The organism is Sphingomicrobium sp. (genome assembly GCA_036563485.1).
Taxonomy (GTDB): domain Bacteria; phylum Pseudomonadota; class Alphaproteobacteria; order Sphingomonadales; family Sphingomonadaceae; genus Sphingomicrobium.
In genome coordinates this window covers 174,114-198,918 of sequence record DATCMI010000001.1, presented here as the reverse complement: position 1 = coordinate 198,918, position 24,805 = coordinate 174,114, and the positions used below count along the sequence as shown (strand labels likewise).

Annotated in this window: 18 protein-coding genes and 1 pseudogene; 15 read left to right on the top strand and 4 right to left on the bottom strand. The window is 66.1% G+C overall.

Annotated elements, in window-relative coordinates; translation table 11 throughout:
- Positions 1–30 precede the first annotated feature (30 nt).
- Genes zwf through eda form a run of 4 tightly spaced genes read left to right on the top strand, consistent with a single transcriptional unit; the run spans position 31 to position 4,899 of the window.
- Positions 31–1,488, top strand: coding sequence for a glucose-6-phosphate dehydrogenase (gene zwf / locus VIL42_01010; GenBank protein HEY8591426.1), 1,458 nt, complete (start codon positions 31–33; stop codon positions 1,486–1,488).
- A gap of 23 nt (positions 1,489–1,511) precedes the next feature.
- A complete protein-coding gene (gene edd, locus VIL42_01005) occupies positions 1,512–3,326 on the top strand; it encodes a phosphogluconate dehydratase (protein ID HEY8591425.1) in 1,815 nt (604 codons plus the stop codon).
- The gene (glk, locus tag VIL42_01000) at positions 3,323–4,294 is read left to right on the top strand and encodes a glucokinase (protein ID HEY8591424.1); all 972 of its coding nucleotides are present in this window, start codon (positions 3,323–3,325) and stop codon (positions 4,292–4,294) included. The genes edd and glk overlap by 4 nt, the downstream gene beginning before the upstream one ends.
- Positions 4,291–4,899: a bifunctional 4-hydroxy-2-oxoglutarate aldolase/2-dehydro-3-deoxy-phosphogluconate aldolase gene (gene eda, locus VIL42_00995; protein HEY8591423.1), complete on the top strand. Its 609-nt coding sequence runs from the start codon at positions 4,291–4,293 to the stop codon at positions 4,897–4,899. Before glk ends, eda begins: the two co-directional genes overlap by 4 nt.
- On the opposite strand, the gene VIL42_00990 is transcribed toward eda, so the two are convergent.
- Entirely contained in the window at positions 4,896–6,392 is a 1,497-nt protein-coding gene (locus VIL42_00990; GenBank protein ID HEY8591422.1) for an MFS transporter, read from the bottom strand. The two genes, eda and VIL42_00990, sit on opposite strands and share 4 nt — an antisense overlap.
- 153 nt (positions 6,393–6,545) lie before the next feature.
- Between VIL42_00990 and VIL42_00985 the strand changes: the two genes are divergently transcribed.
- Entirely contained in the window at positions 6,546–7,871 is a 1,326-nt protein-coding gene (locus VIL42_00985) for a sugar MFS transporter (GenBank protein ID HEY8591421.1), read from the top strand.
- On the opposite strand, the gene VIL42_00980 is transcribed toward VIL42_00985, so the two are convergent.
- Positions 7,868–8,884 carry a LacI family DNA-binding transcriptional regulator gene (locus tag VIL42_00980; protein ID HEY8591420.1) on the bottom strand — a complete coding sequence of 339 codons (1,017 nt, stop codon included), beginning with the start codon at positions 8,882–8,884 and terminating at the stop codon, positions 7,868–7,870. The genes VIL42_00985 and VIL42_00980 overlap by 4 nt on opposite strands.
- A gap of 153 nt (positions 8,885–9,037) precedes the next feature.
- Here VIL42_00980 and VIL42_00975 point away from each other — a divergent pair, with 153 nt between their 5' ends.
- The 8 genes and pseudogenes from VIL42_00975 (at position 9,038) to VIL42_00940 (ending at position 21,023) form a co-directional block, all read left to right on the top strand.
- On the top strand, positions 9,038–12,058 hold the full coding sequence (locus tag VIL42_00975) for a TonB-dependent receptor (protein HEY8591419.1): 3,021 nt from the start codon (positions 9,038–9,040) through the stop codon (positions 12,056–12,058).
- A gap of 103 nt (positions 12,059–12,161) precedes the next feature.
- Complete coding sequence (locus tag VIL42_00970) at positions 12,162–13,688, top strand: tryptophan halogenase family protein (GenBank protein ID HEY8591418.1); 1,527 nt, start codon at positions 12,162–12,164, stop codon at positions 13,686–13,688.
- A gap of 20 nt (positions 13,689–13,708) precedes the next feature.
- Positions 13,709–15,460: an alpha-amylase family glycosyl hydrolase gene (locus VIL42_00965; GenBank protein ID HEY8591417.1), complete on the top strand. Its 1,752-nt coding sequence runs from the start codon at positions 13,709–13,711 to the stop codon at positions 15,458–15,460.
- On the top strand, positions 15,450–17,057 hold the full coding sequence (locus VIL42_00960; protein ID HEY8591416.1) for an alpha-glucosidase: 1,608 nt from the start codon (positions 15,450–15,452) through the stop codon (positions 17,055–17,057). The genes VIL42_00965 and VIL42_00960 overlap by 11 nt, the downstream gene beginning before the upstream one ends.
- Complete coding sequence (locus tag VIL42_00955; protein HEY8591415.1) at positions 17,054–19,120, top strand: glycoside hydrolase family 97 protein; 2,067 nt, start codon at positions 17,054–17,056, stop codon at positions 19,118–19,120. The genes VIL42_00960 and VIL42_00955 overlap by 4 nt, the downstream gene beginning before the upstream one ends.
- A 71-nt stretch (positions 19,121–19,191) precedes the next feature.
- The gene (locus VIL42_00950) at positions 19,192–19,995 is read left to right on the top strand and encodes a nucleotide sugar dehydrogenase (GenBank protein HEY8591414.1); all 804 of its coding nucleotides are present in this window, start codon (positions 19,192–19,194) and stop codon (positions 19,993–19,995) included.
- Positions 19,950–20,360 (top strand): annotated as a pseudogene (locus VIL42_00945) (UDP binding domain-containing protein). Before VIL42_00950 ends, VIL42_00945 begins: the two are co-directional and overlap by 46 nt.
- 177 nt (positions 20,361–20,537) lie before the next feature.
- On the top strand, positions 20,538–21,023 hold the full coding sequence (locus tag VIL42_00940) for a PilZ domain-containing protein (protein HEY8591413.1): 486 nt from the start codon (positions 20,538–20,540) through the stop codon (positions 21,021–21,023).
- On the opposite strand, the gene VIL42_00935 is transcribed toward VIL42_00940, so the two are convergent.
- Positions 21,020–21,274: a glutaredoxin domain-containing protein gene (locus tag VIL42_00935; GenBank protein HEY8591412.1), complete on the bottom strand. Its 255-nt coding sequence runs from the start codon at positions 21,272–21,274 to the stop codon at positions 21,020–21,022. The two genes, VIL42_00940 and VIL42_00935, sit on opposite strands and share 4 nt — an antisense overlap.
- A gap of 102 nt (positions 21,275–21,376) precedes the next feature.
- Here VIL42_00935 and VIL42_00930 point away from each other — a divergent pair, with 102 nt between their 5' ends.
- Together VIL42_00930 and VIL42_00925 are read left to right on the top strand one after the other, a co-directional pair.
- Positions 21,377–22,531: an aminotransferase gene (locus VIL42_00930; protein ID HEY8591411.1), complete on the top strand. Its 1,155-nt coding sequence runs from the start codon at positions 21,377–21,379 to the stop codon at positions 22,529–22,531.
- Positions 22,528–23,991: an aldehyde dehydrogenase family protein gene (locus VIL42_00925; protein HEY8591410.1), complete on the top strand. Its 1,464-nt coding sequence runs from the start codon at positions 22,528–22,530 to the stop codon at positions 23,989–23,991. The genes VIL42_00930 and VIL42_00925 overlap by 4 nt, the downstream gene beginning before the upstream one ends.
- Here the strand turns inward: VIL42_00925 and VIL42_00920 are convergent.
- Positions 23,950–24,804: an EAL domain-containing protein gene (locus tag VIL42_00920; GenBank protein HEY8591409.1), complete on the bottom strand. Its 855-nt coding sequence runs from the start codon at positions 24,802–24,804 to the stop codon at positions 23,950–23,952. The genes VIL42_00925 and VIL42_00920 overlap by 42 nt on opposite strands.
- Between the last annotated feature and the right edge of the window lies 1 nt (position 24,805).

The window sequence follows — 24,805 nt, the reverse complement described above, 5'->3', positions numbered from 1 at the left end:
CGGGCGCGAAACGGCCCGTATAGCAGGAGCATGGCCGCGAAATCCTCGACGCTCCTGATGTTCGGCGCCACCGGCGACCTCGCCAGGCGCATGTTGCTGCCGTCGCTCTACGGCCTCGACGCCGACGGCCTGCTGCCGGAGGATCTGCGGATCATCGGTACCGCCCGGACCGAGATTGACGACAGCGGTTTCCAGCAGCGCGCGGACGAGGCGCTGCGCGAGCACCTGCCCGACGGCTTCTACAAGGATGAGGTCGCGGGCCGGTTCCTGCGCCGGCTCCGCTACGTGCCGCTCGATATCAAGGACGAAGCCGGGTTCCGGCGGCTGGCGGAAACCGTCGGCGATCCCTGCCATGGCGTCGCGATTTTCCTGTCGACGGCGCCGTCCTTGTTCAAGGCGACGATCGACGGCCTCGCCGCGGCCGGGCTTGCCTGCCCGACGGTGCGGATGGCGCTCGAGAAGCCGCTCGGCAACGACCTCGAGTCCAGCCGCGAGATCAACGACGCGGTCGCCGCCGCGTTTCCGGAAGAGCGCACGTTCCGGATCGACCATTACCTCGGCAAGGAGACGGTCCAGAACGTCCTCGCGCTTCGCTTCGCCAATGCGATGTTCGAGCCGCTGTGGAACAGCACGCACATCGACCATGTCCAGATCACCGTCGCCGAGACGGTGGGGCTGGAAGGCCGCGGCGATTATTATGAATCGAGCGGCGCGCTTCGTGACATGGTGCAGAACCATATGCTCCAGCTGCTCGCCCTTGTGGCGATGGAGCCGCCGACCGACTTCAATGCCGCGGCCGTTCGCGACGAGAAGGTGAAGGTGCTGCGCGCGCTTCGCCCGATCACTGCCGACGGCGTCGAAGCGAATAGCGTTATCGGCCAATATGGGCGCGGCGCGATCGATGGTGAGACGGTGCCCGGCTATGCCGACGAACTCGGCCGCGCCAGCGACACGGAGACGTTCGTCGCGCTCAAGGCCCACATCGACAATTGGCGGTGGAAGGGCGTCCCATTCTACCTGCGCACCGGAAAGCGGATGCCGCGGCGCGATACCGAAATCCTAATCCAGTTTCGCGACGTGCCTTATTCAATTTTCGCGTCCCGCGGCGCGACGACCAAGCCCAACAGGCTGATCATCGGACTGCAGCCGGAAGAAACGATCAGCCTGCACCTGATGGCGAAGACTCCGGGGCTCGACCGGCAGGGCGTGCGGCTGCGCGAGATCCCGCTGGATATCGGGCTCGCCAATGCCTTCAGCGAGTACCGCCGGCGCATCGCCTATGAACGGCTGCTCCTCGACCTCATCGAAGGCGACCCGACGCTGTTCGTCCGCCGCGACGAGGTGGAGGCGCAATGGGCGTGGATCGACCGCATCCGCGCCGCCTGGTCCGAAAAGGGCATGACGCCGCGCCCCTATGCGGCGGGAACCTGGGGCCCGTCCGCCGCCATCGCGCTGACCGAGCGCGACGGCATTAGCTGGCACGAATAGGATCGAAGGCCCACATCAGCGCCATGGCCCTCAATCCCACCATCGCAAGAGTCACGGACCGCATCATTGAGCGGTCCAAGCCCAGCCGCCGCCGCTATCTCGAACTAATGGCCGAGCAGAAGGAGCGCGGGATCAACCGCCCGCGCCTCAGCTGCGGCAATTTCGCGCATGGCTTTGCCGGCTCGGGCGAGGACCAGTCCGCGATCCGCGACTTGCGCGGGCCGAACATCGGCATCGTCACCGCCTATAACGACATGCTGTCGGCGCACGCGCCGTACGGAAACTATCCGGCGCAGATGAAGATTTTCGCGCGCGAAGTCGGCGCGACGGCTCAGGTCGCGGGTGGCGTCCCGGCAATGTGCGACGGCGTGACGCAGGGGCAGGCGGGCATGGACCTGTCGCTGTTCAGCCGCGACGTGATTGCGATGAGCACCGCGGTCGCGCTCAGCCACGGCATGTTCGAGGCCGCGGCCCTGCTCGGCATTTGCGACAAGATCGTGCCGGGGCTGCTGATCGGCGCGCTGCGCTTCGGCCATTTGCCGATGCTGCTGGTGCCGGGGGGGCCGATGCCGTCCGGGCTGCCGAACAAGGAGAAGCAGCGCGTCCGCCAGCTCTATGCCGAAGGGAAGGTCGGCAAGGAGGAGCTGCTGAAGGCCGAGGCGGCGTCATACCACACGTCCGGCACCTGCACCTTTTACGGCACGGCCAATTCAAACCAGATGATGATGGAACTGATGGGGCTGCACATCCCCAACGCGGCCTTCGTCAACCCGGGCACCCCGCTGCGCCAGGCGCTGACCCGCGCGGCGGTCCACCGGCTTGCGGAGCTCGGCCGAAGCGGCGAGCGGCCGCTGGCCGAAGTTGTGGACGAGCGGGCGGTCGTCAACGCGATGGCCGGGCTGCTCGCGACCGGCGGGTCGACCAACCACGCAATCCATTTGCCGGCGATTGCGCGCGCCGCCGGGATCCGCATCGACTGGGAAGATTTTGCCGAACTGTCAGGAGCCGTGCCGCTGATCGCGCGCGTCTATCCGAACGGCGCGAAGGACGTGAACGACTTCCACCGTGCCGGCGGCATGGCGTTCGTGCGCCAGACGCTCGGTTCCGAGGGCCTGATGCACAGTGATGTGCTGACAGCGGGTGCGGAATCGATGGACGCCTGGACGGGCAATCCGGAACTCGACGGCGACGCTTTGGTGTGGAGGCCGGTGGAGGACAGCACCGACCTCGACATGCTGCGGCCAGTCTCCCAGGCTTTCCAGCCGGAGGGCGGCATGCGCCTCGTCCAGGGCAATCTCGGCCGCGCAACTGCCAAGGTCAGCGCCGTCGAACCGGATCGCTGGGTCGTCGAGGCGCCGGCCCGCTGCTTTTCCGACCAGAATGAAGTGCTCGAGGCGTTCAAGGCGGGGGAACTCGACCGCGACGTGGTCGTCGTGGTGCGGTTCCAGGGTCCGCGCGCGAACGGCATGCCGGAGCTGCACAAGCTCACCCCGGCGCTCGGCGTCATCCAGGACCGCGGGTTCAAGGTGGCGCTGGTCACCGACGGCCGGATGTCCGGCGCCAGCGGCAAGGTGCTCGCGGGCATCCATTGCTCGCCGGAAGCGCTGCCCGATGGTCCGCTCGCGCGGATCCGCGACGGCGACATCGTGCGCCTCGACGCTCGCGAAGGCGTGCTCGAAGCCGTCGGGGTCGACATCGCGTCGCGGGCGCCGGCAAACTCGCCGCCTCCGCCTGTCGGCACCGGGCGCGAGCTGTTCGCGATGATGCGCATGGCATGCGACGATGCAGAGGCCGGCGCTTCGGCGATGCTCGCCGCGATGGACGCAGAGGGCGCATGACGCGGCGCATCGCCGTCTCGGACATCGGCGGCACGCATGCGCGGTTCGCGCTTGCCGAGATCGAGAGCGGGCGCGTCACGGCACTGGACGAACCGGTGACGCTCAAGACGAACGAGCATGGCAGCTTCCAACTGGCGTGGCAGGAGTTCGGCCGGCGCTGCGGCGGCGACCTGCCGAACGAGCTGGCGATCGCATTTGCCGGGCCCGTGGCCGGCGAGGTGCTGAAGCTTACGAACAATCCGTGGGTGATCCGGCCGGCGCTGATCAAGGAGCGGCTCGGCGTCGACCGCTATACGATCGTAAACGACTTCGGCGCGGTGGGGCATGCGGTGGCGACGCTTGGCGGCGACGATTTCCGTCACCTTTTCGGGCCGGATCGGCCGCTGCCGGACAGCGGCATGATCAGCATCGTCGGCCCGGGCACGGGGCTTGGGGTCGCCGCCCTGCTAAGGACGGACGGTGGATACAATGTCGTCGAAACGGAAGGCGGCCATATCGACTTCGCGCCCCTGGACGTGCTCGAAGACCGGATCCTTGCCGAGCTTCGCCGGCACTTCCGTCGCGTCTCGATCGAGCGGGTCGCGTCGGGGCAGGGGCTTTGGAACCTCTACGAAGCCTTGGGTGCGATCGAGAACCATGACCTGACTTTCCACGACGACAAGGCGCTGTGGAGCGCGGCTCTCGCCGGCACCGACAGCCTCGCCAATGCGGCGCTCGACCGGCTGTGCCTGACGCTCGGCGCAGTGGCGGGGGACCTCGCGCTCGCACAGGGCGCGTCGGCCGTCGTCATCGCGGGCGGGGTCGGGTTGCGCCTCGCCGACCATCTTGCCCGCTCCGGATTCTACGACCGCTTCACCGCCAAGGGGCGGTTCGAACGGCGGATGAGTGACATGCCGGTCAAGCTGATCACCCATCCGCAACCCGGGCTGATCGGCGCTGCAGCGGCCTTTGCGAAGGAGCATGGATGACCATCGATCAGATCATGCGCACCGCGCCGGTGATCCCCGTGCTCGTGCTCGACGGCGAGCAGGATTGGGCGGCGCTTGCGCAAAGCTTCGTCGACGCGGGCCTCCCCGTCCTCGAGGTCACGCTGCGCACGCCGCAAGCATTGGGCGCGCTGCGGCGGATGCGCGAAATTCCCGGAGCGATCGTCGGGGCGGGGACGGTGCTCGACGAGCGCCAGCTCGACGATGCAGCCGAAGCCGGCGCTCAGTTCATCGTGTCGCCGGGCCTCACGGAGCCGCTGGCGCGCGCCGTTGCCGGGTCGGGCATTCCCTTCCTGCCGGGAGTAGCGACGCCGGGCGACATCATGCGCGGGCTCGATGTCGGGCTCGACCGGTTCAAGTTCTTCCCGGCCGAAGCATCCGGCGGCATTGCCGCGCTGAAGGCACTCGCAGGTCCATTCGGCCAGGTGCGATTTTGCCCGACCGGCGGCATTCGTCCGAATACGGCGGGCGACTGGCTCGCGATCGACCCCGTGCTGTGCGTCGGCGGGACCTGGTTCTATGCGGCGGGTGACAGCATGGAAACGGTCGCAGAACGCGCCGCTGCGGCCGCTGGGCTGGCCCGCTAGCGCTCCTTCACCCGCAGCATGGCGAGCGCAGCAATCGCCATCACGACTGCGGCGGCGAGCATCGTCCAGATCGGCTGGTCCGGGAAAAAGGCCTTCATGATCGAGCCCATCACGGTTGCGACGAGCAGCTGTGGCACGACGATGAAGATGTTGAACAGGCCCATGTAGATGCCGAGCTTGCGCTGCGGCAGGCTGCTGGCGAGGATCGCGTAGGGCATGGCAAGGATCGACGCCCAGGCGATGCCGATCCCGACCTCTGAAACCACCAGCATCTGCGGGTCCCGGATTACGAAGAAGCTCGCGTAGCCGGCGGCGCCGCAGAGCAGGCAGACCATATGCGTGCGCGCCTTGCCGATCGTTCTCGCAAGAACCGGAAGGAGGGCAAGAGCCGCGATGGCGGCGACACCATTGTAGACGGCGAACAGGACGCCGACCCAATTGCCGGCTTCCTGATAAGCGGCGCTCGCCGCGTCGGCGGAGCCGTAGAAATTGCGCGCGACCACCGGCGTGGTGTTGATCCACATGATGAACAAGGCCGACCAGCTGAAGAACTGGACGAGGGCGAGGCGCTTCATGACCGGCGGCATGCCGGCGAAATCGCCGACCATGCTGGCGAGCATGTTCGACGTGGCGCCGCGCCGCGCGAAGGCGATGCCGGCGGCGCTGGCGACGCCGTAAGCGATCAGCAGACCGCCGAGCAGATAGACTTCCTTTTCCAGCCCCAGCTCGGCGACGGCGAATACCACCAGCGCACCGGCCGCGATCCACAGGCCGCTGGTCGTGAAACTGCGCGCGGCGAGCGCGCGCACGGTCGTGTCTTCACCCGCTTCGGCATCCTCGCCGAACGCGGCCATTTCCGCCGGCGAATATTCGCGCGTGCTGAGCACGGTCCACAAGACCGCGAGAAGCAAGGCTGCGCCGCCGAACCAGAAGCTGAACTTGACCGTATCCGGGATGGCGCCGTCGGCAGCGACGTTCGACACGCCGAAATGGTCGAGCAGCCAGGGGAAGATCGAACCGACCACGGCGCCGGCGCCGATGAAGGCGGTCTGCACCGCGTAGCCGGCGGTGTGCTGGTCCTTGCGCAGCATGTCGCCGACGAATGCGCGGAACGGCTCCATCGAAATGTTGAGGCTGGCGTCGAGCATCCACAGCAGCATGGCGGCGAACAGCAGCTGCTGCGACAAGGGCATCAGGAACAGCGACAGTCCAGCCAGTATTGCGCCGGCGACGAAATAGGGGCGGCGGCGGCCCAATCTGCCGAGCCAGGTACGGTCGGACATGTGGCCGATGATGGGCTGGACGAGGAGCCCGGTCAGCGGCGCGGCGACCCACAAGGCAGGCAAGTCGTCGAGGCTCGAGCCGAGCGACTGGAAGATGCGGCTCATGTTCGCATTCTGCAGCGCGAAGCCGATCTGGATGCCGAAGAAGCCGAACGAGATATTCCACAGCCCGGCTAGCGATTGCCGCGGCTTCTGCGCCTGCGCCGCCATGTCCATCGGCTTGTCCCCCACAGCTGACCCGGTAAGAAGGCTGGCAGAGCTTCGCGGGCATGACAACGGCGTGTATTCGTATGCAGGCTGTGAAGGGGTGACGAGCCACCGGCTTCGCGATAGCCATGGATCGAAGGGCAGGGGGCAGTGGCGATGGTGATTCCGACGGCAGCAACTGAAGGCGAAGCCAATTCATCCTCGCTCGAGCTTCCCGACGGCGGCGTCGATGCGCCGAGCCTTCGCTATTTCGTGTTCGCGCTGTTTTTCATCTTCGGCGGCATCACCAGCCTCAACGACGTGATCATCCCGAAGCTGAAGGAGCTGTTCACGCTCAACTACACCCAGGCGATGCTGGTGCAGTTCTGCTTCTTCACCGCTTATCTGGTGATCGGCATTCCCGGCGCCCAGCTGGTCAAGAAGATCGGCTATATGCGCGGCGCCGCGGCCGGCCTGCTGATCATGATGGTCGGCTGCCTGCTTTTCATCCCGGCGTCGTCCACCGCCACCTACGGGCTGTTCCTGCTTGCCTTGTTCGTGCTCGCAAGCGGCGTCGTCGTCGTCCAGGTCGTGTCCAATCCGCTGATCAGCCTGCTCGGCCCGGCGCGGACGGTGCATAGCCGCCTGACCTTCGCGCAGGCGTTCAACAGCCTTGGCACCACCATCTTTCCGCGCGTCGGTTCGGCGCTGATCCTCGGCGGCCTTGCCGGCGTCTCGGCGGCGCAATTGTCGGGCGCTGCGCTCGACGAATATCGCACCGCGGAAACGCAGGCGATCGTCCACACCTATATCGGCCTGGCGGTCGCGCTTGCCGTCATTGCCGCGGTCGTTTGGGCTTTCCGCGACAAATTGCCGGGCGAGAAGCACGACCGCAGCTCGCCGCTCGCCGGCTTCTCGCTGATCAAGCGCACCCGCTTCGGCTTCGGCGCCTTGTGCATCTTCCTTTATGTCGGCGCCGAGGTTTCGATCGGCTCGCTGATCGTCAATTATCTGATGCAGCAGGACGTGCTCGGCCTGACCGACGCCGCGGCCGGCAAGCTGATCATGTATTATTGGGGCGGCGCGATGGTCGGCCGGTTCATCGGCTCCTGGTTCCTGCGCATCATGAGCCCGGGCAAGATCCTCGCCTTCGTCGCGATCGGCGCAATCGTGCTGATCGCACTTTCCGCGAACACTACCGGCTCGGTGTCGGCCTGGAGCCTGCTTGCGATCGGGCTGATGAACTCGATCATGTTCCCGACGATCTTCAGCCTGGCGTGCGAGAAACTCGGACCGCGGGCGGCTGACGGTTCGGGCATCATCAACATCGCCATCTTCGGCGGCGCGGTGGTTCCGCTGCTGACCGGCATGCTTGCCGACACGTCGGGCAGCCTCAAGTTCGCGCTGCTGCTGCCGGCGCTTTGCTATGCAGTGATCGCGGCGTTCGGGATTTACGCGCGGCGGCCGGCCGAAGGGCCGGTAATGCAGCCGCTCGCCGGCTAGCTCGACTCGCGCACCGTCAGGCGGACCGGCAGGACCCGGTCCGTCGCTGCGCCAAGTTCCACGGCTTCGATGACCGTGTCGATCAGCGCTTCCGCGGCGGCGCGCACGTCCTGCGTAATGGTAGTCAGCGGCGGGCTTGCGAGCGATGCCGCGGGGATGTCGTCGAAACCGACGACGCTGGTTTCCGGAACGCTTCGCCCGGCATGCTGCAGCGCATGGAGCGCACCGATCGCAGCGACGTCGCTGGCCGCGAAGATGGCGTCGAAGTCGGCGCCCCGGCCAAGCATCTCGGCAACGGCGGCGCGTCCTTCCGCTTCGCTCGGCGCGGCTTCGGCGCGCGGCTGGTCGGCGGGGTCGATGCCCGCTGCATGAAGCGCACGGCAATAGCCGCGCCATCGTTCCTCGACTTCGGGGAAGCCAGGCCCGCCGGTGCCGACGAATGCGATCCGCCGCTTGCCGCGCTCCAGCAGGTGGCGCGTCGCTTCATAGCCGCCCTGCTCATTGTCGCACGACACCGTGGCGCCGATGTCGCCACCATTGGCGGAACATCCCCAGCGCACGAAATGCGTGCCGCGCGCCACCAGCTGCTCCAGCCGCGGGCGATACTGAACATAGTCGCCATAGCCGAGCAGGATGATCCCGTCGGCCTTCCGGCTGTCTTCGTAATCGACGTGCCAGTCGGACGACAATTGCTGGAAGGAGATGAGCAGGTCGTATCCGCGGTCGGCGCAGCGGCGCACCATCGGCCCGAGCAGCGAGAGGTAGAAAGGGTTGATCTCCGAACCGTCGGGCAGCTCTTCGAAGAACAGCAAAGCAAGCGTCCGCGCCTGCTGGCGCCGCAGCGCCGAGGCATTTCGGTCGACTTTGTAGTTGAGCCGTTCCGCGGCTTCGAGCACCCGCTGACGCGTCGGTTCGCTGACCGATGAACTGCCCGATAGCGCGCGCGACACCGTCGGCTGGGAAACGCCGGCGAGCGCAGCGATGTCGAAGGAGGTCGGCCGCCTCTGCGTCATGAAGGTGAAATCTTAGCGACTTGAATACGTATGTATAGCTGTTCCGCCGCTTCCGCTCGCCCAAGCGTCTGATATTCCTCAACGTCGGGAGAGGGGCTTTCGAAGGCCTCGATCATGTCTGTCCGGCATCGGCCGGCCTGAGGGGGAATTCGGATGATCAGAACATCTTCACGTTGGCGTCTGTGCGCTGCGGTCAGCCCGCTGGCGCTTGCGCTCATCGCGACGCCGGCATTCGCGCAGGACGCCACGGCGGACGCGGCCCAGCAGGCTGCGACGGCGGCTCAGGCGGCTAATGTTCAAGCGGGCGAAGCTACGGCGGCTGCCGCGACTGCTTCCACTGCTGCTCAGGCTGCGGCGCAGGCGACCTCGGACGATCAGCCGACCGGCACCCAGCCGACGGCGGACGCGAACGACTCGATTGTGGTCACCGGCTTCCGTGCGGCTCTCCGCAACGCGACCGCCACCAAGAAGCGGCAGGACCAGATCATCGAAGCGGTCAATGCCGAGGATATCGGTAAGCTGCCCGACAACAGCATCGCGGAATCCATCGCGCGCCTGCCGGGCCTCGCCGCCCAGCGCACCCAGGGCCGCGCCAGCATCATCTCCATCCGCGGCTTCGGCCCGGACTTCTCCGTCACGACGCTGAACGGGCGTGAGCAAACCACCACCAACGACAGCCGGACTGTGGAATTCGACCAGTTCCCGTCGGAAGTCATGAACCAGGTCGTCGTGTACAAGAGCTCGTCGGCGGACCTCGCGCCGCAGGGCCTCGTCGGCACGGTCGACCTGCGCACGGTGCGGCCGCTCGATTCCGGCAAGCGCGTGATCGCCGTTGGTGCGCGCGGTACGTATGTCGGCGAAAGGCTGATGCCGGACGCCAGCAACAAGGGCTGGCGCGGGTTCGCGACCTACGTCGACCAGCTTGCCAACGACACGATCGGCGTCGCGCTGTCGGCCTCCTACACGGACGAGCCGTATCAGACGAAGGACTTCCAGGCGTGGGGCTTCAGCAACTACGACGCCAACACCTACAAGCCGGACGGCATCAAGCAGTGGTTCGAAGCCAGCTCGCTGAAGCGTCTCGGCCTCATGGGCACCGTTCAGGCGAAGGTCTCGGATTCGCTGACGATGACGTGGGACGGCTTCTATTCCCACTTCAAAGACTTTGTGAACCAGCGCGGCATCGAGTTTCAGGGCAACAATCTCGTTGGCACGGACAGCGATAACGGGTTCCTGACTGCCGGCACGTTCAACGGCATCCATCCGATCGTCGAAGGCTATGCCAACGATCGCGATGCGAAGCTCTACTCGGTCGGCTGGAACACGAAGTACGACGGCCACAATGGCTGGCGCGGGATGATCGACCTTGCATGGTCGCGCACCGACCGTACCGACGAGCGTCTCGAATCGACGATCGGCACCGGCTATGCGGGCGCCGGTCCGGCGACGAACATCGACTATGTGTGGACCGACCACGGGCCGGAATTCACGCTCAACGGACCAGTCGATTTCGGCGATCCGTCGCAGCTCGTGCTGACCGACACCCAGGGCTGGGGCTGGTCGCGCGTCCAGGCCGGCTATGACGCTGTCCGGACCACCCGCGACGATATCAAGCAGGCGCGCGCCGAACTGGAGCGCGAGATCGGCGGCGGGTTCATCGACTCGATCAAGGCCGGTGTCACCGTTTCGAACCGGTCCAAGAAGCTCAACGTCATCGAAGGTTTCCTCGTGCCGGGCGGTACCGGGACCTGCCCAGTCGGCGACCCCAGCGTCGGAACGGCGAACACCCCTTGTTCGATCGCCATCCCGCAGGAAGCGCTTGTCGGCACGATTGACTTCATGCGGGGCATCGGGCCGATCGTCGCCTACGATCCGCGCATCCTGCTCGACAACGGGACGCTGGTTTTCCAGCAGAACTTCGACAATGCGGTGCTCAAGCGTCCGTACAAGGTCACCGAAAGGGTCTTCACCCCGTTCGTGATGGCCAAGATCAACGGCCAGGTCGGTGCTGGCGACCTCACCGGCAATGTCGGCATCCAGGCCGTCCACACCGACCAGACCTCCGAAGGCGTCGCCTTTCCGAACGGGGTCGCGACACCGACCAAGGTCGGGATCAAATATTGGGAGTGGCTGCCGAGCCTGAACCTCGCGCTTCGCCAACCGAGCGGGCTGGTGTTCCGCTTCGCGGCGGCTCGCCAGATGATGCGCGCGCGCCTGCCGGACATGGCGTCGAACATCGACTACGGGACCAACGCGCAGCAGGGCTACATCATCACCGGAAGCGGCGGGAACCCGTACATCAAGCCGTACATGGCCACTGCGTTCGACTTCAACATCGAGAAGTATTTCGGCAACAGCGGCTACATCTCGCTTCAGACCTACTACAAGAAGATCACGCGTTACATTTCGAGGGGCGTGATCCCGTTCGATTACAGCGATCTTCCGCCGCCAACCGGCATTCCGCCGGTCAGCGATCAGGGCACGCTGAACACGCTGGCCAACACGAAGGGCGGCAAGCTCTACGGGTTCGAACTCGCCGGTACGTTGCCGTTCGAAGTGCTGACGCCGGCGCTGTCCGGCTTCGGCATCACCGGCGGCATCAGCTACACCAAGACCAGCGTCCGCAACTTCGCGGGCGAAAAGGACGTCATCCCCGGTTATTCGAAGTGGGTCGGGAACCTCACCGCCTTCTACGAAAACAGCGGGTTCAACGTTCGCGGCAGCATGCGGTACCGCGGCGGGTTCAAGGGTGAGTTCCGCGACTACAAGGGCGACGATTCGCCCCAGTTCGTGCTCGCGGAGACCGTGTTCGATGCGCAGGTCGGCTATGACTTCCCGAACACGTCGCGGTTCGGCGGCCTGTCGCTTTACCTGCAGGGCCAGAACCTGACCAACGAGCCTCTTGCTACCGTCGACCCGAAGGCCTCTGACAACGATATTGCCTTCCTGCGCTACCAGACGTTCGGGCGCAGGTTTGTCGCGGGCGCGACGTACAAGTTCGGTGCGGAAGCGCCGTTGCCGCCTCCGCCGCCGCCGCCTCCGCCGCCCCCCGTGGTAGCGCCGCCGGCGACGCAAACCTGCAGCGACGGGACGCAGATCCTGGCCACGGACGTGTGCCCGGTTCCGCCGCCCCCGCCGCCGCCGCCCGCGCCGGCTCCAGAGCGCGGCTCCTGATGCGCCGAGCCCCCGGGAACGAACCGATCGTTCCCGGGGGCGGAGCAGGGGCGCGTTCGGAAACTAGTTGCAGCCGGAAGATTCAGCCGATCAGGTCGAGCCGATGAACGCCCCAACCATCTCGATCGTCATCGCAGGCGGCGGCTCGGCCGGCTGGATGGCCGCCGCCGCTTTGTCGCGCTTCCTCGGCCAGGCAGCGAAGATCACGCTCGTCGAATCCGAAGCGATCGGCACGGTCGGCGTCGGTGAAGCGACGATCCCGCAGATCCATCATTTCAACAACGCGCTAGGAATCGCGGAGGCCGATTTCCTCCGCGAGACGAACGCAACGTTCAAGCTCGGGATCGAATTCGCAGGCTGGCGCGACCGCGACCATCGCTACATGCACGGGTTCGGGCTGTTAGGCCGGGCTGTCGGCGTCCACCCGTTCCGCGACCTTTGGCTGCGTGCGAAGTTCGCGGGGGTCGCGGGCGACCTCGGGCTCTACAATTTCAACGAAGTCGCCGCGCGGGCCAATCGCATGATCGGGCTCGGACACTCGCCGAGCAACGTGCGCGACCTCGTCTACGCCTATCATTTCGATGCGAGCCTCTACGCCGCTTACCTCCGGAAACTGTCGGAGGCGAACGGGGTCGTCCGCCTCGAAGGGATGATCGAGGCCGTCGAGCGTGACGGCGAAAGCGGCGACATCAAGGCGCTGAAGCTGAACGGCGAGCGCCGGATCGACGGCGACTTCTTCATCGATTGCACCGGCTTCCGCTCATTGTTGTTGGGGAGCACGCTGGGCGTGCCGTTCGACGACTGGTCGCATTGGTTGGCGTGCGACCGGGCTCTCGCCGTTCCATGCGCTCGCATGGAAGGACCGTTGCAACCCTACACGGGTGCGACGACGCGCAAGGCGGGCTGGCAGTGGCGGATCCCGTTGCAGCACCGGACCGGCAACGGCCATGTGTATTGCAGCGCGCACATCAGCGACGACGAGGCTGCGTCGATCCTGCTGTCGAACCTCGACGGCGAGGCACAGGCCGACCCGCGGCCGATCCGTTTCACGACTGGCCGGCGGACCGACGCCTGGTCGCACAACTGCCTCGCGCTTGGGCTTGCCGCCGGATTCATGGAGCCACTGGAATCGACCAGCCTTCACCTGGTGCAAACAGCGATCGCGCGGTTCATGAAGTTCATCCCGGGCTCGCCAGGCGAGGACCAGGGACGCAAGATCTTCAACCGCCAGATCGCGACAGAATGGGAGCAGATCCGCGACTTCCTGATCCTTCACTACACGGTCAACGGCCGCCAAGGCGATCCGTTCTGGGACCAGTGCAGGAATATGGCGCTGCCCGACACCTTGGTCGAGAAGCTGCGCCTCTTCGAACAGTCCGGCGTCATCGTGAAGGAGGAGGGCGAGTTGTTCACCGAGGAAGGCTGGGCGCAGGTGATGATCGGCCAGGGCATGGAACCGCGTTCGCATACGCCGCTCACCGCGACGATCGACGGCGATGAGCTCCGCGACTTTCTGGCGAGCCTTGCCAAGGCCTATCAGCAGCGCGCGCTTTCGCTCCCGACCCACGAGGACTGGCTGGCCAAGGTCATGAGCGGCGAAACGCGTGCCGTCGCGAGCCCGGTCCAATGATTGCGCTTGCTGCGCTAGCAATGGCGGCGGCTAGCCCGTCGTACGTCCATCGGCTTCCCGAGGACGAGGTCATCTATTTCCTGCTCCCCGACCGCTTCGAGAATGGCGACACGAGCAACGACCGCGGCGGCTTGCCGGGGGACCGACTGACGACCGGCTTCGACCCTGCGCAAAAGGGTTTCTATCACGGCGGTGACCTCAAGGGGCTGACCCAGAGGCTCGATTATATCCAGAAGCTGGGCGCGACCGCCGTGTGGCTGGCGCCCGTCTTCAAGAACAAGCCCGTGCAGGGGCCGGCGGGTCAGGAAAGCGCCGGCTATCACGGCTATTGGGTGACCGACTTCACCCAGGTCGACCCGCATTTCGGGAGCAATGCCGACTTCAAGGCCTTCGTCGACGCGGCGCACGCGCGCGGCATGAAGGTCTACATGGACATCATCACCAACCACACCGCGGACGTAATCAAGTTCACGGAATGCGAGGCGATGGGCGCGTGCCCGTACCGCAGCATCGCCGATTATCCCTATCAAAGGCAGGGTGGCGTCACGGGCAAGCCGATCAATTCCGGCTTCGCCGGCGAGCGGGCCCGCAGCGCGGCGAACTTCGCGAAGCTCAAGGACCCGAACTACGCTTATTCGGTCCGAGTGCCGCCGGCCGAGCGCGACGTGAAGGTCCCAGCCTGGCTCAACGACCCGATCTATTATCACAATCGCGGCGACAGCATCTTCCAGGGCGAATCCAGCACCATGGGCGACTTCGTCGGCCTGGACGATCTGTTCACCGAGAACCCGAAAGTGGTCGCCGGGATGATCGACGTGTTCGGCAGCTGGATCGACCGCTTCGGCATCGACGGTTTCCGCATCGACACGGCGCGCCACGTGAACCCGGAGTTCTGGCAAGCCTTTGTCCCGGCGATGCTGAAGCGAGCCAAGGCGCGCGGCATTCCCAACTTCCACATCTTCGGCGAAGTCGCGAACGACGATTTCCAGCCCGGCATGCTCGCCCAGCATTCGCGGCGCGACAAGCTGCCGGCCGTGCTCGACTTCGCGTTCAAGCAGGGCGCGTTGCGCGCCATCGCCGGCACCTCGGCACCGGACATCTTCCGCGACTTCTTCAACCAGGACGTGCTCTACGAAGGCGGCGAGGCCGCGGCGCGGCGGCTTCCGACCTTCCTCGGCAATCACGACCAGGGCCGCTTCGGATTCTACGTCCGCAAGGCCTTTCCGAATGCCAGCGACGAGGAAGTGCTGAAGCGGGTGATGCTCGGCCATGTGCTGATGCTGACAGCGCGCGGCGTGCCGACCGTCTATTACGGCGACGAACAGGGCTTTGCCGGCGACGGCGGCGATCAGGACGCGCGCGAGGACATGTTCCCGTCGGCGACCTCGGTGTACAACGACAACAAGCTGGTGGGGTCCGCCGCGACAACGGCGCAAAGCAATTTCGACGGCGAGCACCCGCTGTACAAGCTTATCGCCCAACTCTCGGAGGTGCGGTCGCGCGAACCGGCGCTGCGCCGGGGAAGTACCGTCTTTCGTACGGCGACGGGCGACGCGCCGGGCCTGCTCGCTTTCTCGCGCATCCTCGGCGGCCAGGAAGTGCTGGTCGTCCTGAACACGTCCACGGCCCCGGTTACGGCGAACGTGACGGTCGATGTGGACTCGCGTGCCTTCACAACGCTTGCGGGATCGTGCCCGGGCCAAGCCTCGGCGCCCGGCAGCGTGCGCGTCGAGCTGGCGCCGCTCGGCTATGCGGTGTGCCGTGCTCGCTGACGCTCCTTCACGCGACCTCAAAGCCAGTGCCGTCACCGAATGGTGGCGCGGTGCCGCCATCTACCAGATCTATCCGCGCAGCTTCGCGGATTCGGACGGCAACGGCATCGGTGACCTGCGCGGCATTACCGAGCACCTCGACTATGTCGCCGATCTCGGCGTCGACGGCATTTGGCTGTCGCCCTTCTTCACCTCGCCGATGCGCGATTTCGGTTACGACGTTTCGGACTATTGCGATGTCGATCCGGTGTTCGGCACGCTTGCAGACTTCGACGCGCTTCTCGCGCGTGCCCATGCGCTGAAGCTCAAGGTCATCATCGACCAGGTCTATTCGCACAGCTCGGACCAGCACCCATGGTTTGCGGAAAGCCGCTCGAGCCGGACCAATGGCAAGGCCGACTGGTACGTCTGGGCGGACGCGAAGCCCGACGGGTCGCCGCCCAACAACTGGCAGGCGGTGTTCGGCGGTCCGGCCTGGCAGTGGGACGCGCGCCGCGGCCAATATTATCTGCACAATTTCCTGCCTGAGCAGCCGGACCTCAACGTCCACAATCCGGCCGTCCAGCAGGCGTTGCTCGACGTTGCACGTTTCTGGCTCGACCGGGGCGTCGACGGCTTCCGTATCGATGCGATCAACTTCGCGATGCACGACCCGCAGCTGCGCGATAATCCGCCGGCAGCGGATGGCGGCAAGCGGACGCGCCCGTTCGACTTCCAGCAGCACATTTACAACCAGTCGCACCCGGACATCGTGCGGTTCCTGGAACGGCTGCGCGACGTCATCGACAGCTATGGCGACCGCTTCACGCTTGCGGAGGTCGGCGGGCCCGAGCCGCTTGCCGAGATGCAGGCCTTCACCAAGGGCCAGGAGCGGCTCAACAGCGCTTATGGCTTCGACTTCCTCTATGCCGAGCGCCTGACGCCAGCGCTGGTCGCGAACGTCGTTGCGGACTGGCCGGAAGATGGGGGCTGGCCGACCTGGGCCTTCGAAAACCATGATGCCCCCCGCGCAATCTCGCGCTGGGCGGGCGGCGCCGACGCAGATCTGTTCGCGCGGACGAAGATGCTGCTGCTCAGCTGCCTTCGCGGCTCGATCATCCTCTACCAGGGCGAAGAGCTGGGACTGCCCCAGGTCGACGTTCCGTTCGATCGCCTCCAGGACCCGGAAGCGATCGCCAACTGGCCGCAGACCCTCAGCCGCGACGGCGCACGCACGCCGATGCCGTGGGTCGCGGATGCGCCGAACCTCGGCTTTTCGTCCGCGGCTCCATGGCTTCCGACCGGCGACGCTCACCGCCCGCTCGCCATCGACCGGCAGCAGGCCGATCACTCTTCGCTGCTCGCCTTCACCCGCCGCTGCCTTGCGCTCCGCCACGATCGACCGGCACTCCGCAGCGGCGCGATCCGCATGTTGGAAGCCGGCGAGCAGAAGCTGGTATTCGAGCGCGCCGGCGGCGGCGAGCGCCTCCGCTGCACCTTCAATCTGTCGAACCGTGATGCGTCGTTCGCGCCCGCCGGTACCAGCCTGCTGCAATGCGGCAGCGTCTCGGCTGAGCGGCTCGGCCCCTTCGCGTCGATCGTCGAGGAGATAAGATGAGCCTGTTCCGCCTGCTTGCCGCGTTGATCCTGTTGCTGTTCGCGGTGCCGGCGGCGGCCGAGCAGGCGCCGAGCGGGGCGGAGATCGTGGCCAGCGCGGATTCGCCCGGCGGCCTGATCCACCTCGACGTGACGCTGAACGGCGAAGGCCGCGTCGGCTATATCGTCTCGCGCCAAGGCAAGCCGGTGATCGCGGAAAGCCGCCTCGGCTTCCTGTTCACCGATGCGCCGCAGATGCTGCGCAACTTCACGCTCGCCTCCAAGTCGACCCGTGCGGCCGATGAGAGCTGGGAGCAGCCGTGGGGCGAGTATCGCACGATCCGCGACCGCCATAACGAGCTGACCCTCAGCTTCGACGAGAAGAACTGGATGAAGCGGCGGATGACGATCGTCTTCCGCTTGTTCGATGACGGCATCGGCTTCCGCTACGAGCTGCCGAGCGGACCAAATTTCACCCATGCGAACATCGCCGAGGAACTGACCGAGTTCACCATCGCCGAGCCGGGCACCGCCTGGTGGGATGACGCACAGGAGTGGAACCGCGAGGAATATCTCTACCGGACGACGCCGGTGGACGAGATCGGCATGGCCCAGACGCCGCTGACGATCCGCACCGCAAGCGGGCTCCACCTGTCGATCCACGAAGCGGCCCTGGTCGATTATTCGGGCATGGACCTCCGCCGCGTTGCGGACCGGGTGTTGAAGGCGACGCTCATGCCTTCCTCGAGCGGTGCGAAGGTCAGCCGCGACCTGCCGCTGGCGACCCCGTGGCGGGTGATCATGATCGCGCCCGACGCGCCGGCGCTCTACAAGTCCGCGCAGATCATCCTCAACCTGAACGAACCGAACAAGCTGGGCGATGTCAGCTGGTTCAAGCCGATGAAATATGTCGGCATTTGGTGGGGCATGCACCTCGACACCCAGACCTGGGGTTCCGGGCCGAAGCACGGTGCGACGACCGCCAACACCAAGCGGATGATCGATTTCGCCGCGAACAACGGCTTCGGCGGCGTGCTGGTCGAAGGCTGGAACAAGGGCTGGGACGGCGACTGGTTCGCGACCGGCTGGGACTTCAGCTTCACCGAGCCATATCCGGACTTCGACCTGCCGGCACTTGCCGCTTATGCGCGCAAGAAAGGCGTCGGAATCATCGGCCATCATGAGACTGCGGGGAACATCGCCCACTACGAAAAGCAGCTCGAGCCGGCGCTAGACCTGTACGCGCGGCTGGGCATCCACGCGGTGAAGACCGGCTATGTTGCCGACGCCGGAGGCATCCAGGCCGCCGGGCCGGACGGGAAGACGCGGTTCGAATGGCACCAGGGCCAGGTGATGGTGAACCATCATCTGAAAGTCGTGAAGGAAGCCGCGGAACGGCGCATCGCGGTCAACCCGCATGAGCCGGTTAAGGATACGGGGCTGCGGCGCACCTATCCGAACTGGGTGAGCCGCGAAGGGCAGCGCGGCATGGAATATAATGCCTGGGGCGCGCCGAAGAACCCGCCGGAGCACGAGGCGAACCTGGTGTTCACGCGGATGCTGTCGGGGCCGATGGACTTTACGCCCGGCGTGCTCAGCCTGACGGGCAGGGGCGATACACCGATCCCGTCGACGCTCGCCAAGCAGCTGGCGCTGTACGTCGTCATCTATTCGCCGATCCAGATGGCGGCGGACCTGCCGGAAAACTATCGCGCCAATCCGCGCGCCTTCCAGTTCATCAAGGATGTGGCGGTCGACTGGGACGACAGCCGCCTGATTGCAGGCGAAGTGGGCGACCTCGCGGTCTTCGCGCGCAAGCAGCGCGGCGCCGCGGCCTGGTTCATCGGCGCCGTTGGCGATGAGCAGGAGCGCCGCTTCGACGTGCCGCTCGACTTCCTCGATGCCGGCACGCGCTACAAAGCGGAAATCTATCGCGACGGAGACGATGCCGACTACCGCACCAACCCGCGGGCCATCGCCGTCGAATCAAGGGTCGTCACCGCCGGCGACCGGCTGGCTATCCGTCTCGCGCCCGGCGGCGGCGCCGCGGTTCGCCTGGTGCCGCTCGCCGCGAAGAGCCGCTAGCGCCAGGTTCGGTCCGAATTGCACCCTTTCCCGGGCGCGGTTACGGCAGCCGCGATACGGGAGGGGTGCAGGTGAACATCGCAGTCGTTGGCCTCGGCTATGTCGGCCTGCCGCTCGCCATCGCGCTGGCGCGCAAACATGACGTCGTCGGCTTCGACATCAGCGGCCCTCGCGTCGCGGCGCTGCGCGAGGGCAATGATTCCACGCAAGAGGTCAGTGCCGAAGCGCTACGCTCGGCCACGCTGACGATCACCGACCGTGCCGACGACATGAGAGGCTGCGAGGTCTTCATCGTCACCGTCCCGACGCCGATCGACGCCGCCAACCGTCCGGATTTCGAGCCGATCTTGCGTGCCTGCGAGCTGCTCGGCCCCGTCATCGCCAAAGGCGCGATCATCGTTTTCGAAAGCACCGTCTATCCGGGTGTGACGGAAGAGATTTGCGCGCCCGCCCTCGAACGCTCGTCGGGGCTCAAGGCCGGCAGCGACTTCAAGCTCCGCTACAGTCCGGAGCGGATCAACCCCGGCGACAAGGAGCGTCCGCTCGAGAAGATCACCAAGATCGTGTCCGGCGAGGACGAGGCGACGCTCAACACGCTCGCAGAGATCTATGTGTCGGTGATCGAGGCGGGCATCCACCGCGCGCCGTCAATCAAAGTCGCCGAAGCGGCCAAGGTCATCGAGAATACGCAGCGCGACCTCAACATCGCGCTGATGAACGAGATCGCGAAAATCTGCCACCTCCTCGGCAACCGCACCACCGACGTGCTCGCCGCCGCCGGGACAAAGTGGAACTTTCTTAAGTTCTATCCGGGCCTGGTCGGCGGCCACTGCATCGGCGTCGATCCTTATTATCTGACCGCCAAGGCCGAGTAGCTCGGCTACCAGCCGGAAGTCATCCTCTCCGCGCGGCGGATCAACGACGGCATGGGCGCCTATCTGGCGCAGAAGGTGGTGAAGCTGATCGCGGCGGCCGGAGCGGGATCGTCAATGCGCGGGTCGGCATCCTTGGCTTCACCTTCAAGGAGAATGTTCCGGACGTCCGCAATTCCAAGGTCATCGACACCTATCGCGAGCTGACTGAGTTCGGGATCAAGCCGCTGGTTCACGATCCGCTCGCCGATCCGGAGCTCGTCCGTAAAGCATATGGGGTCGAGCTGAGCCCGCTCGAAGCCTTCACTGACCTCGACGCGCTGATCTTCGCTGTCGGGCACGATGCTTACCGGCCGCTCCAAGGCAAGCTCAGCGACATGGTTGCGAACGGCGGGGCCATTGCCGACGTGCGGTCGCTGATCGATCCCGGCACGCTTCGCGGTGATATTGCTTATTGGAGCCTTTAGGCGCGCCGGCCCGGCATCGGGTCCATAACGGAAGAAAGCTTCAGACCTCGGTGAGGGTGACCAACTACCCCGGCGTTCATGTCCGGGGGGACCTCACGAAGCGCGCACAAGCCGCGCGAACTTCGACGCCGCGTCGTCGCGGCCGCGCGGCTGCGCCAGGCGAGCGGCTGGAGCGACGCGTCGATCCTCAACATCTCCTCGCGCGGGCTGCAGATCCATACCGGCCGCCATCTCGAACCCGGCAGCCGGGTCGAGCTGCGCCGCGGCGAGCTGGTGATCAACGCGCAGGTGATCTGGTCGAAGGGGGCTCGCGCCGGGCTCAAGGCCGACGAGCGGATTCCCGTCGAGGAGATCGCTGCCAACGAGGTGGGCACCAGCGTCCGCCCGATCGCGGGTGAGCGGCGGCGGCAGCCGCGAAGCCAGGAGCAGGAGCGCCTGCGTGGCCGAGCCATCGAGTTCGCCGGGGTCGCCGGTATTGCTCTGGTACTCGCCGCGGGCACCTTCCTGATGGTCGGGCAGGCGCTCGCAAGGCCGCTTGCCGCGGTCGCCCGCGTGCTGGGTTAGGCGGCGCCTTCCTTTTCGAGATAGGCCGCGAGTTCCTGGCTGCCGCCGATCGGCTCGCCGTCGATGAACACCAAGGGCGTGGTGCGCACGCCATGCTCCTCCTTGAACGCGTCGACCTCGTCGCGTGAGGTCAGCAAATGCTCGTCATACGCCATGCCGGCATCGTCGAGCATGCGCTTGGCGAGCAGCCCGTAGGGGCATTCGTGGTCGGGGAGCTTCATTCGGTGGAGGATGACTTCGCGGTCGGCCATGTCGCTTCTTTCCTGCAAGAGGGTCAGGCCGAAGGAATGCGCCGCGGGCATACAAAGTTGCCTCACTCGCGGTGAACCGAGGTCCGCGCTATGCGAACGGCGATGAACCCGATCTACGAACAGATGAAGACCAGCGTCTTCGAGCTTATGTCCGGCCTCGCGGTGGAGCATGGCGCAGTGAACCTCGGCCAGGGCTTTCCGGATTTCGGCTGGCCGGAGGAGATCCTCGACGAGGCGGCAAGGGCGCTGAAGCACGGCTCGAACCAATATGCGCCCTCGCGCGGGATCGTGCCGCTGCGCGAAGCCATTGCGGCTCATTACAACCGCCTCTTCGGCCAGCAGATCGACGCCGTCCAGGTGTGCGTCACCAGCGGCGCGACCGAAGCCTTGGGCGCCGCAATCCTGGCGACCGTCCAGCCGGGCGATGAAGTCATCATCTTCACGCCGGCTTACGACAGTTATGCGCCGATGATCAGGCGGGCAGGGGGGACCCCCGTCGAGATCGCGCTCAAGCCGCCGTTGTGGGATATCGACCGCGAGGCGCTGGAGCAGGCCATCACGCCACGCACGCGGGCGATCCTGTTCAACAATCCGCACAACCCCACGGGGCGCCTTTACGGCCGGGAGGAGCTGGAGGGGCTCGCCGCCGTATCGCGGCAGCATGACCTGATCCTCATCAGCGACGAGGTCTGGGAGCATATCGTCCTCGACGGACGGCAGTTCACGCCGCTGGCGACGCTGCCCGGCATGGCGGAGCGGACGATCAAGATCGGCTCGGCAGGCAAGATCTTCTCGCTGACCGGTTGGAAGGTCGGCTGGATGGTCGCCGCGCCGGAGCTGGCGCCGGTCGTCGCCCGCGCGCATCAGTTCCTGACCTTCTCGACGGCCCCGAACCTGCAGGCGGCGGTCGCGTTCGGCCTCAACCACGGCGATCCCTGGATCCAGCCGATGCGCGACCGTTTCCAGCGCTCGCGCGACCTGATGACGCAAGGACTCGAACAGGCCGGTTATGCGGCGCTTCCCGCCGGCTCGACCTATTTCATGTGCGTCGACCTGAAGGCGTCCGGGCTTGAGGTCGAAGATGAGAGGTTCGCCGACCTTGCCGTGAAGGAGGCCGGTATTGCCGTGGTGCCGCTGTCCGCCTTCGCCGAGCAGGACCCGCCGCGGCACCTGGTGCGCCTGTGCTTCGGCAAGAAGGATGAGACGATCGAGGCGGGCATTGCCGCGATGAAGAAGGCGAAGGAGTTGCTTGCGTGACGCCAGCTGAAGATGCTGCACAGCTGCTCGAACGTTTCGGCGTCCGCTCGGCCGGAACGCTGGCGAGCCATTCGCCGATAGACGGCACAGAGATCGGCCGCGTTGCGCCTGGCGATCCTGGTGAGGCGTGCGCCCGCGCGGTGGATGCTTTCGCGATCTGGCGCTCGGTCCCGGCGCCGCAGCGCGGCGAGCTGGTCCGGCTACTCGGCGAAGAGCTGCGCGGCGCCAAGGAGCCGCTCGCACGCATGGTCACGCTCGAAGCGGGTAAGATCATGGCCGAGAGCCTGGGCGAAGTGCAGGAGATGATCGACATCTGCGACTTCGCCGTCGGCCTGTCGCGCCAGCTCTACGGCCTCGCCATCGCCAGCGAGCGGCCCAACCACCGGATGATGGAGCAATGGCATCCGCTCGGACCCGTGCTGGTGATCAGCGCTTTCAATTTCCCCGTGGCGGTGTGGGCGTGGAATGCCGCGCTGGCGCTGGTGTGCGGAAACCCCGTGATCTGGAAGCCCAGCGAGAAGACGCCGCTGTGCGCCGAGCTGGTGATGAAGCTTGTCGAGCGCGCGCTGGAGCGCTTCGGCGCTGCGCCGGACGGCCTCGTCCAGCTGGTGCAGGGCGAACGCGCGACCGGCGAGGCTTTGGTGCGCGACGCCCGCATCGCCTTGGTGTCCGCAACGGGATCGACGCGCATGGGGCGGATGGTGGCGCCGGTCGTGGCCGAACGGTTGGGCCGGGTGCTGCTGGAACTCGGCGGCAATAATGCCGCGATCGTCTGCCCGTCGGCCGACCTCGACCTCACCGAGCGCGCGGTCCTTTTCTCGGCAGTGGGGACGGCGGGGCAGCGCTGCACGACCCTTCGCCGCCTGATCGTTCACGAGAGCATCGCGGACCAGCTGGTGGCGCGGCTGCGGCAGCTGCTCGGTGCGGTGAAGATCGGCGATCCGCGGGATCCCGACACGCTGATCGGGCCGCTGATCGATGAAGGCGCGTTCGAAGCGATGCGCGCGGTGCTCGGCGAGGGGATTGACCGCGTGAATGCGGTGCCCGGCGGCTTCTATGTCCGGCCGGCGATCGTCGAGGTGGACCGGCAGGAAGGCTCGGTGGTGCAGGAAACCTTCGCGCCCATCCTGTACGTGCTCCGGTACCGCGAGCTTGAGGAGGCGATCGCGCTCAACAATGCGGTGCCGCAGGGGCTGTCCTCATCCATATTCACCAACGACGTGCGCGAGGCGGAGCGCTTCATGGCCGCGGCGGGGTCCGACTGCGGCATCGCCAATGTGAACATCGGCCCATCGGGCGCGGAGATCGGCGGCGCATTCGGCGGCGAAAAGGAAACCGGCGGCGGACGTGAGAGCGGCTCGGATTCGTGGCGCGCCTATATGCGGCGGCAGACCAACACGGTGAATTACGGCAGCGAGCTACCGCTTGCCCAAGGCATCCGGTTCGACATCGCCCCATAGTTCGAGGGATGCGCCGCCGATGAGGGTCGGCCAACTGCGGCGGAAGTCGGCGAGCCAGCTGCCGAGACGCTCCGGCTCCAGCGGCGGGGAGACGAGATACCCCTGGACGCGGTCGCAGCCGATCTCGTGGAGGATGCGCAGTTGCTCGGCAGTTTCGACACCCTCGGCGCAGCACAGCAGGCCGAGGCCGCGCGCCAGCTCGGCGATACTTTTGACGATGAGGGCTGAATCGCGCGAGTTCTCCAGGTCGCCGACGAACTCGCGGTCGATCTTCACTTCGGTGAATGGCAGCTGGCGAAGCTGCATCAGCGAGGAATAGCCGGTGCCGAAATCGTCGATGGCCAAGCCGATGCCCTTGATCCGAAAGCGGGTCAGCGTGTCCATCAGCTTGACCAAAGGTTGAGTCGCGCCCTCGGTCAATTCGAGCACCAGGCGGTCGGCAGGGACGCCGAGGGCCCGGCACATCCGCTCGACCAGGTCGGGGAAATCGAGATGCTTGAGGCTGAGCGCCGAAATATTGAAGGCGATCGACGTATCGATCCCGGCATCGCGCCACTCGATCCACTGGCGCAGGATCCGCCGCAGCCCCCACTGTGTCAGATCTTCGATCAGCCCATGCTCTTCGGCGAGCGGCACGAAGCGGCTCGGCTCGATCGGGCCGAAATCGGGATCTTCCCAGCGGACCAGCGCTTCGACACAGACGAGCTTGCCATCGCGCATCTGCACCTGCGGTTGGTAGAGCATCCTCAGCTGCTGCTGGCGCAGTGCTTCGGGAAGCTTGCGGACCAGCTGTGCGGCGGTTGGGGAGGCCACG